The organism is Paraburkholderia sp., from assembly GCF_035501035.1.
Classification (GTDB): domain Bacteria; phylum Pseudomonadota; class Gammaproteobacteria; order Burkholderiales; family Burkholderiaceae; genus Paraburkholderia.
On the sequence record NZ_DATJWR010000497.1, the window covers coordinates 1 to 8,313 of the forward strand.

At 66.6% G+C, this 8,313-nt stretch carries 7 protein-coding genes; 3 read left to right on the forward strand and 4 right to left on the reverse strand.

The window, feature by feature from the left end:
* Window positions 1-5 precede the first annotated feature (5 nt).
* Both VMJ11_RS34010 and VMJ11_RS34015 read left to right on the forward strand, forming a co-directional pair.
* On the forward strand, window positions 6-1,769 hold the full coding sequence (locus tag VMJ11_RS34010; protein ID WP_414694563.1) for a M24 family metallopeptidase: 1,764 nt from the start codon (window positions 6-8) through the stop codon (window positions 1,767-1,769).
* Window positions 1,770-1,882: 113 nt separating this feature from the next.
* The gene (locus VMJ11_RS34015) at window positions 1,883-2,506 is read left to right on the forward strand and encodes an HAD family phosphatase (RefSeq protein WP_325625592.1); all 624 of its coding nucleotides are present in this window, start codon (window positions 1,883-1,885) and stop codon (window positions 2,504-2,506) included.
* Between the two features lie 100 nt (window positions 2,507-2,606).
* On the opposite strand, the gene VMJ11_RS34020 is transcribed toward VMJ11_RS34015, so the two are convergent.
* From VMJ11_RS34020 to ychF, 4 genes are all read right to left on the reverse strand, one after another.
* Window positions 2,607-3,776: a DUF748 domain-containing protein gene (locus VMJ11_RS34020; RefSeq protein ID WP_325625593.1), complete on the reverse strand. Its 1,170-nt coding sequence runs from the start codon at window positions 3,774-3,776 to the stop codon at window positions 2,607-2,609.
* Window positions 3,777-3,987: 211 nt separating this feature from the next.
* Window positions 3,988-5,655 carry an energy-dependent translational throttle protein EttA gene (gene ettA, locus VMJ11_RS34025; protein WP_325625594.1) on the reverse strand — a complete coding sequence of 556 codons (1,668 nt, stop codon included), beginning with the start codon at window positions 5,653-5,655 and terminating at the stop codon, window positions 3,988-3,990.
* 159 nt (window positions 5,656-5,814) lie between these two features.
* On the reverse strand, window positions 5,815-6,060 hold the full coding sequence (locus tag VMJ11_RS34030; RefSeq protein ID WP_325625601.1) for a DUF3761 domain-containing protein: 246 nt from the start codon (window positions 6,058-6,060) through the stop codon (window positions 5,815-5,817).
* A 204-nt stretch (window positions 6,061-6,264) separates the two neighbouring features.
* Entirely contained in the window at window positions 6,265-7,359 is a 1,095-nt protein-coding gene (ychF, locus tag VMJ11_RS34035) for a redox-regulated ATPase YchF (protein WP_325625596.1), read from the reverse strand.
* A gap of 348 nt (window positions 7,360-7,707) precedes the next feature.
* Between ychF and VMJ11_RS34040 the strand changes: the two genes are divergently transcribed.
* Window positions 7,708-8,313 (forward strand): FAD-dependent monooxygenase (locus VMJ11_RS34040; protein WP_325625597.1); only part of this gene is annotated, 606 nt, incomplete at its 3' end.

Sequence of the window (8,313 nt, forward strand, 5' to 3'; positions counted from 1 at the left end):
CCGCCCTGCGCGCCGCAATGGCGCGTGCCGGCGCCGATGCGGCCCTCGTACCCTCCGCCGATCCGCATCTCTCCGAGTACCTGCCGCGCCGCTGGCAGGGGCGCGAGTGGCTCTCGGGCTTTACCGGCTCGGTGGGCACGCTCGTCGTGACGAAGGATTTCGCCGGCGTCTGGGTCGACAGCCGCTACTGGGTGCAGGCCGAGCAGCAACTCGCGGGTACCGGCATCGCGCTCATGAAGATGACGGGCGGCCAGCAGAGCGCGCCGCACATCGACTGGCTCGCGCAGAATGTGCCGGCGGGCGGCGCGGTGGCCGTGGACGGCGCCGTGCTCGGCGTGGCTTCCGCGCGCGCGCTTGGCGAAGCGCTGAAGGTGCGCGAGATCGCGCTGCGCACCGACCTCGATCTGCTCGACGACGTTTGGGCGGGCCGACCGTCGTTGCCGCTCGAGGCTGTCTATGAGCACGTTGCGCCGCACGCGGATACGAGCCGCGCCGCCAAGCTCGAGCAGGTACGCCGCGCGATGCAGGAGAAGGGCGCTCAGTGGCACTTCATCTCGACGCTCGACGACCTCGCATGGCTTTTAAACCTGCGCGGCGCGGACGTCAACTACAACCCGGTGTTCGTGGCGCATGCGCTGATCGGGCCGCACGAGGCGACGCTCTTCGTCGCCGACGGCAAGGTGAGCGAGCCCCTCGCGCAGTCGCTCGCGAAAGACGGCGTGCGTGTCGCGCCGTACGCGCAGGCCGCCGCGGCGCTCGCCGCGCTGCCGGAAAAGGCCGCGCTGCTCGTCGACCCGCGCCGGGTGACGTTCGGCCTGCTGCAAGCGGTCTCCAAGGCGGTGACGCTCGTGGAGTCGGTCAACCCGAGCACGTTCTTCAAGTCGCGCAAGACGGCCGCCGAGGCCGCGCACGTGCGCGCGACCATGGAGCAGGACGGCGCGGCGCTCGCCGAATTCTTCGTGTGGTTCGAGGGCGCGCTCGGCCGCGAGACGATCACCGAGCTGACCATCGACGAAAAGCTCACCGCCGCGCGCGCGCGCCGATCGGGCTTCAAGTCGCTCTCGTTTGCGACGATCGCGGGTTTCAACGCGAACGGCGCGATGCCGCACTATCGCGCCACGCCTGAGTCGCACAGCGTGATCGAAGGCAACGGCCTGCTGCTGATCGACTCGGGCGGCCAGTACCTCGACGGCACCACCGACATCACGCGCGTCGTGCCCGTGGGCACGCCGAGCGCCGAGCAAAAGCGCGACTTCACGCTGGTGCTCAAGGGCATGATGGCGCTCTCGCGCGCGCAGTTCCCGCGCGGCATCCGCTCGCCGATGCTCGACGCGATCGCACGCGCGCCGATCTGGGAAGCGGGCGTGGACTACGGGCACGGCACGGGACATGGCGTGGGCTACTTCCTGAACGTGCACGAGGGCCCGCAGGTGATTTCGCACTACGCGCCGGCCGAGCCGTGGACCGCAATGGAAGAGGGCATGATCACTTCGGTTGAGCCCGGCATCTACCGGCCGGGCAAGTGGGGCGTGCGCATCGAGAACCTCGTGCTGAACCAGCTTGGGCAAGCTTCGGAGTTCGGCGAGTTCCTCAAGTTCGAGACACTCACGCTGTGCCCGATCGACACGCGCTGCGTCGATCTGGCGCTGCTGCGCGAGGACGAGCGCGAATGGCTCAATGCATACCACCAGACGGTGCGCGTGCGGGTCGCGCCGCACGTGAGCGGCGAGGCGCTCGCGTGGCTCGAAAAGCGCACGCAGCCGATCTGATCCCCCCACGCTTGCAACGCGATTCGCCGCATCCAGCAGATGTGATTCAACGGATCAAGCCGATCAAAACAGATCAGAGTGGACCAAAACAGACTGAAGCGGAGTAGAAGCGCATGACGATCAAGGCAGTGGTGTTCGATTTCGGCGGGGTGCTGGTGGACTGGAGTCCTGAGTATCTCTATCGCAAGCTGATTCCCAACGACGACGAGCGCCGCTGGTTCCTCACGAACGTCTGCAAGATGGACTGGGTGGTCCGCCAGGACGGCGGCGAACCCATCGCCGTCGGCACCGAGGAGCTGGTCGCGAAGTTTCCGGAGCACGAGCCGCTCATCCGCGCGTTTTACGAGCGCTGGCACGAGATGATCGGAGGGTTGCTCGCGGGCGGCGTCGCGACCTTCGAGCGTCTGGAGGCGCAGGGCGTGCCGATCTTCGGCCTCACCAACTGGTCGGCCGAGACGTTCCCGTGGGCGTGGGAGCGCTTCGGCATCCTGCGGCGCTGCCGCGACATCGTCGTGTCGGGCCGCGTGAAGCTCGTAAAGCCCGATCCGGCGATCTTTCACGAGATGTTCCGCCGTATCGAGGCGCAGTTGCCCGGCGTGAAGCCGGAGGAACTCGTCTTCATCGACGACAACCCGCACAACGCCAAGGCCGCGACCGCGCTCGGCTGGCACGGCGTGCATCACACGAGCAGCGACGCCACCGACGCGACACTTCGCGAGCTAGGCCTGCGGATCTGATTGGGCGTTTGCCTCGACAGGCGTTTGCCACGACACGCACGCGCGCCTGCGCGTGCGGCCTCGTTTGCGTGTGTCCGCGCCCGCGCTCCTCGCGTGCGGCCTATTTCGATTCGCTCTGCGGCGCGGCCGGTCGCCCGAGCAGGCTGCGCAACGCATCGGCGATGCCTTTCGCGGTTTCCCCGGCGCCCTGCGCCACACCTTGCGCGCTCACGCCGAGCGCCTGCGCGAAGCCCGCGCGCAACTCCGTCATCAGACTTTCGTTGAGCTTGAACTTCGGGTCGCGCAAGTTTCCTTCGAGCACGAAATGCAGGGTGATGTTGCCCTTGTGCGACTTGAGCGCGGCCACGGCGGCGCGCGTTGGGATCGACAGGAAGGTGTCGAGCGCGTTGCCGCTTTGCGCCAGTTGCAGGTCGTGCAGCGTGACCGTGCCAGGCGCATGCAGGTGATAGCCGCGCACGGTCGAGGTCAGATCGAGGTCTAGGGTGCCACCCGTCACGTTGGCCTGCGCGCCGGCCTTCTTCAGCAGATAGGGATCGATCGTCCTGACGTCGACGCCGCGCAGCGTCGTGTGCATCTGCGAATCCTTGCTCGCGATCTGCACCCAGCCGTCGAAGCTGACGCGGCCCGTATGCGCGGGACCGACGACGTTGCCGGTGAGAGAGACGCGCGTGGGCTCCTCCAGCGCGGGCAGGTGGATCTGATCGACGCTCGCTTGCGCGCGGTTCACCGTGACGCGCCAGGGCGGCTCGCTCACCGAGCGATCGTAGAACTCGAACGTGCCGTTTTCGAGGCCGACGTGGTCGATGACTTTTTCGCCGCTCAGGGCGTTCTCGCCTTGCGCTCCGCTCGCACTGGACGCGGGTGCCGAAGCCTGCGTTACCTGATCGCGCAGGCCAGGCAGGATATCGATGGAGCCGCTCGCGCGGCGCAGCACCGTCATCGTGAAGTCGCTCACGGTGATGTCGCGGATATGCACGCGGCGCGCGAGCAGCGCGCGCAGGTCGGGGGTGATCGTGATGCGCGCGGCGCGCAACGTGTCGGCGCTCGGCCAGTCGGGCGGCGGCTTGAGGCGAACGTCGACGAGCTTGACGGAGGTAAGGTCGAAGGCCACTTCGACGCGCGCCGCCGTGCCGATGGGCGCAAGCGCGCGCTCCACATAGGCCTTCGCCTCGCGCTGCAGCGCGTAGAGCGTGCCGAGCGCCGCGATCACGAGCAGCGCGACGACGATCGCCGATGTGAGGAGAACCCGGTTGCGGAGCGGCATGGCCATACGGAATTCCTCGCGGGGAAGCAGGCAAAAGCGGCGGCGAAAGCAGACGAAAGCGGACGAAAGCGGGGCAGTGGCATAGCGTAGCGGCTTTCGAGCAACCGCCATGCCGCGCGTGCCTCAAAGCACAACGGCGGCCCGCGGGCCGCCGTTGATCCGGATTCACCTGATGACGCGCCGGCGCGCGCGAGAGCTACACCGGCGCGGCGCTTCCTTACCGGCTGATCGGCTTGTAGCGCAGACGCTTCGGACGCGCCGCTTCCTCGCCGAGACGCTTGATCTTGTCGGCCTCGTATTCCTGGTAGTTGCCGTCGAAGAACGTGACCTGCGAGTCGCCCTCGAACGCGAGGATGTGCGTGGCGATACGGTCGAGGAACCAGCGGTCGTGCGAGATCACCATGACCGAGCCCGCGAATTCGAGCAGGGCGTCTTCGAGCGCACGCAGCGTTTCGACGTCCAGATCGTTCGACGGTTCGTCGAGCAGCAGCACGTTGCCGCCCGAGATCAGCGTCTTGGCCAGATGCAGACGGCCGCGCTCGCCGCCCGAGAGGTTGCCGACGATCTTCTGCTGATCGCCGCCCTTGAAGTTGAAGCGGCCGATATACGCACGCGACGGCGTTTCGTACTTGCCCACCGTGAGCACGTCGGCGCCGCCCGAGATTTCCTCGAACACGGTCTTGTCGGCGGCCAGCGCGTCGCGGCTCTGGTCGACGTAGGCGAGCTTGACGCTCGGGCCTTGCACGATCTCGCCCGAATCCGGCTGCTCCTTGCCCGTGAGCATGCGGAACAGGGTCGACTTGCCGGCGCCGTTCGGCCCGATGATGCCGACGATCGCGCCCGCCGGAATCTTGAAGCTCAGGTTGTCGATCAGGAGACGGTCGCCATAAGACTTGCTGACGTTCTTGAACTCGATGACCTCGTTGCCCAGGCGCTCGCCCGCCGGAATGAAGATTTCCTGCGTTTCGTTGCGCTTCTGGTATTCCTGGCTCGACAGTTCCTCGAAGCGCGCGATACGCGCCTTCGACTTCGCCTGGCGGCCCTTCGGGTTCTGGCGCACCCACTCCAGTTCCTTCTTGATCGCCTTCTGGCGCGCCGATTCCGAAGCCTCTTCCTGCTTCAGGCGCTCTTCCTTCTGGTCGAGCCAGCTCGAGTAGTTGCCCTTCCAGGGAATGCCGTGGCCGCGGTCGAGTTCGAGAATCCATTCGGCGGCGTTGTCGAGGAAGTAGCGGTCGTGCGTCACGGCGACGACGGTGCCCGGGAAGCGCGTGAGGAACTGCTCGAGCCACTCGACCGATTCGGCGTCGAGGTGGTTGGTCGGTTCGTCGAGCAGCAGCATGTCCGGCTTTTCGAGCAGCAGCTTGCACAGCGCGACGCGGCGCTTCTCGCCGCCCGACAGATTGCCGATCTTCGCGTCCCACGCCGGCAGACGCAGGGCGTCGGCGGCCACTTCGATCTGCTGCTCGGCGTTGCCGCCGTCGGCCGTGGCGAGGATCGCTTCGTATTTGGCCTGTTCGGCGGCCAGCGCGTCGAAATCGGCGTCCGGCTCGGCGTAGGCGGCGTAGATCTCATCGAGCTTCTTGTGCGCGTTGAACAGGTCGCCGAGGCCTTCTTCCACGGCTTCGCGCACGGTCTTTTCGGGATCGAGCTGGGGCTCCTGCGGCAGATAGCCGATGCTGAGGTTGGGCATCGGCGTGGCTTCGCCTTCGATGTCCTTGTCGACGCCGGCCATGATCTTGATGAGCGTGGACTTGCCCGAGCCGTTCAGGCCGAGCAGGCCGATCTTCGCGCCCGGGAAGAACGACAGCGAGATGTCTTTCAGGATCTGGCGCTTGGGCGGCACGATCTTGCCGACCCGGTTCATGGTGAAGACGTATTGGGCCATGAGAGTGTCTTTGAACGGGAGAAAAAGGGGGCGGGACGCGGTGTTCGCCGCGTCATGACCGCGAATAGGGGGTGCTGCGCAAGCCGCTATTGTACGGGGCTCGGGCGGCCGGCGAGTGACGGTTGGCTTTGGCGGCGCTCGTTGCCGCGTGGCCTGGCCTCAAAGCCAGTGCGCGACGCCGCCGTGGCCCGAACATGTGCCGCGGTGATGGCGGCTGAAGCTATAGGTGCCGTCGCGACACTGCGCGCTCGCGCCTTGCGGCACGGCGCCTGAGCGCGAGTGCGCCGGCGAGTGGACGGGCTGGCCTTCGCGGTTCGTGTAGCTGTGGTGGTTGTCGAGATCGCTCTCGTCGGGGGCGGCAAACGAGGGCTGCAAGGCGAAGGCGCTGGTGGCGACGACGTACATCAGAAGGGCGGCCGCGAGACGCCCGATGACCGGGAGCTGCATTGTCGTTGTCTCTCTTTTCGTTTTTGTTGCTTGCTTCTTGTAATCGATGGCGAACGGTGGGCAAAAAACGCGCGCAAAAAAGCCCGCTCGAGGCGGGCTTCGATCATGCGCCAGGCTACGCGCCCCGCACCAGCGCGCGCTGCCGGGCGGCTCAGACGCTAATCAGACGTTGAACAGGAAGTTCATGACATCGCCGTCGTGCACGACGTATTCCTTGCCTTCGGCGCGCATCTTGCCGGCTTCCTTCGCGCCGGTTTCGCCCTTGTACTGGATGTAGTCGGCGTAGGCGATGGTCTGCGCGCGGATGAAGCCGCGTTCGAAGTCGGTGTGGATCACGCCTGCGGCTTGCGGTGCGGTGTCGCCGATGTGGATCGTCCACGCGCGCACTTCCTTCACGCCCGCCGTGAAGTACGTTTGCAGGCCGAGCAGCTTGAAGCCCGCGCGGATCACGCGGTCGAGGCCCGGCTCGTCCATGCCCATGTCGGCGAGGAACGCGGACTTGTCCTCGTCGTCGAGGTCGGCGATTTCGGCCTCGATCGCAGCGCACACGGCCACCACAGGCGAATTCTCGGCTTCGGCATACTTGCGCACGGCTTCGAGATGCGGATTGTTCTCGAAGCCGTCGTCCTTCACGTTCGCGACGTACATCGTCTTTTTCGCCGTGATCAGGCAGAACGGCTTGATGAGCGCCTGCTCGTCCTCGTTCAGGTTGAGCGCGCGAACCGGCTTTGCCTCGTCGAGCTGCGCGCGAACCTTCTCCAGCACGGCGACGAGCTTCGCCGCTTCCTTGTCGTTGCCCGACTTCGCGGCCTTCGAATAGCGCGTGAGCGACTTTTCGACGGTGCCGAGGTCGGCGAGCGCGAGTTCGGTGTTGATGACTTCGATGTCGGCGAGCGGATCGACCTTGCCGGCCACGTGAATCACGTTATCGTCCTCGAAGCAGCGCACGACGTGCGTGATCGCATCCGTTTCGCGGATGTTGGCGAGGAACTGGTTGCCGAGGCCTTCACCCTTGCTTGCGCCCGCCACCAGACCCGCGATGTCGACGAACTCGACCACGGCCGGCACGACGCGCTCGGGCTTGACGATCTCCGCGAGCGCGTTCAGGCGCGGATCCGGCACTTCGACCACGCCGACATTCGGCTCGATCGTGCAGAACGGATAGTTTTCGGCGGCGATGCCCGCCTTGGTCAGCGCGTTGAACAGGGTGGACTTGCCGACGTTGGGCAAGCCGACGATGCCGCATTTGAGGCTCATGAAAATCTCTGCATGTCAGTGTGGTGACGTGCGGCTCGCCGCGCGCGAAGCGCCCGTAGCCGGGCGTCTCGCTCAAGGGGAGGCGGCGGGCGGGGCGGCGCAGGTGGCACGTCGGGGGGCGTGACACGGGTCAGCGGGTCACGAAAACCGTAATTGTAACCTTGTCCGGGTGGCGTGCCGGTAACAAGCCGGTAGCAAGCCGGCATCCCGCAGGTAACGGATCGAAGCGCGCGTCGCCGATGCTGCCCTGCGGCGCCGCGTAGCGCCTTCCGAAGCGCCGTTTTTGCCGCGCCGCAACATCGGCCCATCCGGCCCTGTCTGATAACCCCCGGCGGCTATAATGCGCGGATGACAGCAACCAACCAGACCTTTGACGTCGCCGTGATTGGCGGCGGGCTCGTCGGCAAGTCGGCGGCGCTCGCGCTGACCCAGGGCGGCCTGCGCGTGGCGCTGCTCGCGCAGCCGTGCGCGCCGCTGCCTGCGGGCGCTGTGTTCGACGCGCGCGTCTATGCGTTGTCGCGCAGCTCGCAAGCGTTGTTCGAGCGGCTGAGGGTCTGGCAGGCCATCGACGTCGCGCGCCTCACGCCGGTCTACGACATGCGCGTGTTCGGCGACGCCGCTGCGGAACTGCATTTCTCGGCGTATCAGGCATCGGTTGCGCAGCTTGCGTGGATTGCCGAGTCGTCGGTCGTGGAACGCGCGCTCGACGCCGCGCTGCACTTCCAGCCCAACCTCGCGTGGATCGACACGCGCGCCGAAACGCTCGACGTGAAGCCCGACGCGGCCGTGATCGGCCTCGCCAACGGCCGCACGATCGAAGCCGATCTCGCGATCGGCGCGGACGGCGCGCACTCGTGGGTGCGCGCGCAGATCGGCTCGAAAGTCGAGCGGCGCGATTACCGGCAAACGGGCGTGGTCGCCAATTTCCGCGCGCAAAAGCCGCACGGCGAGACG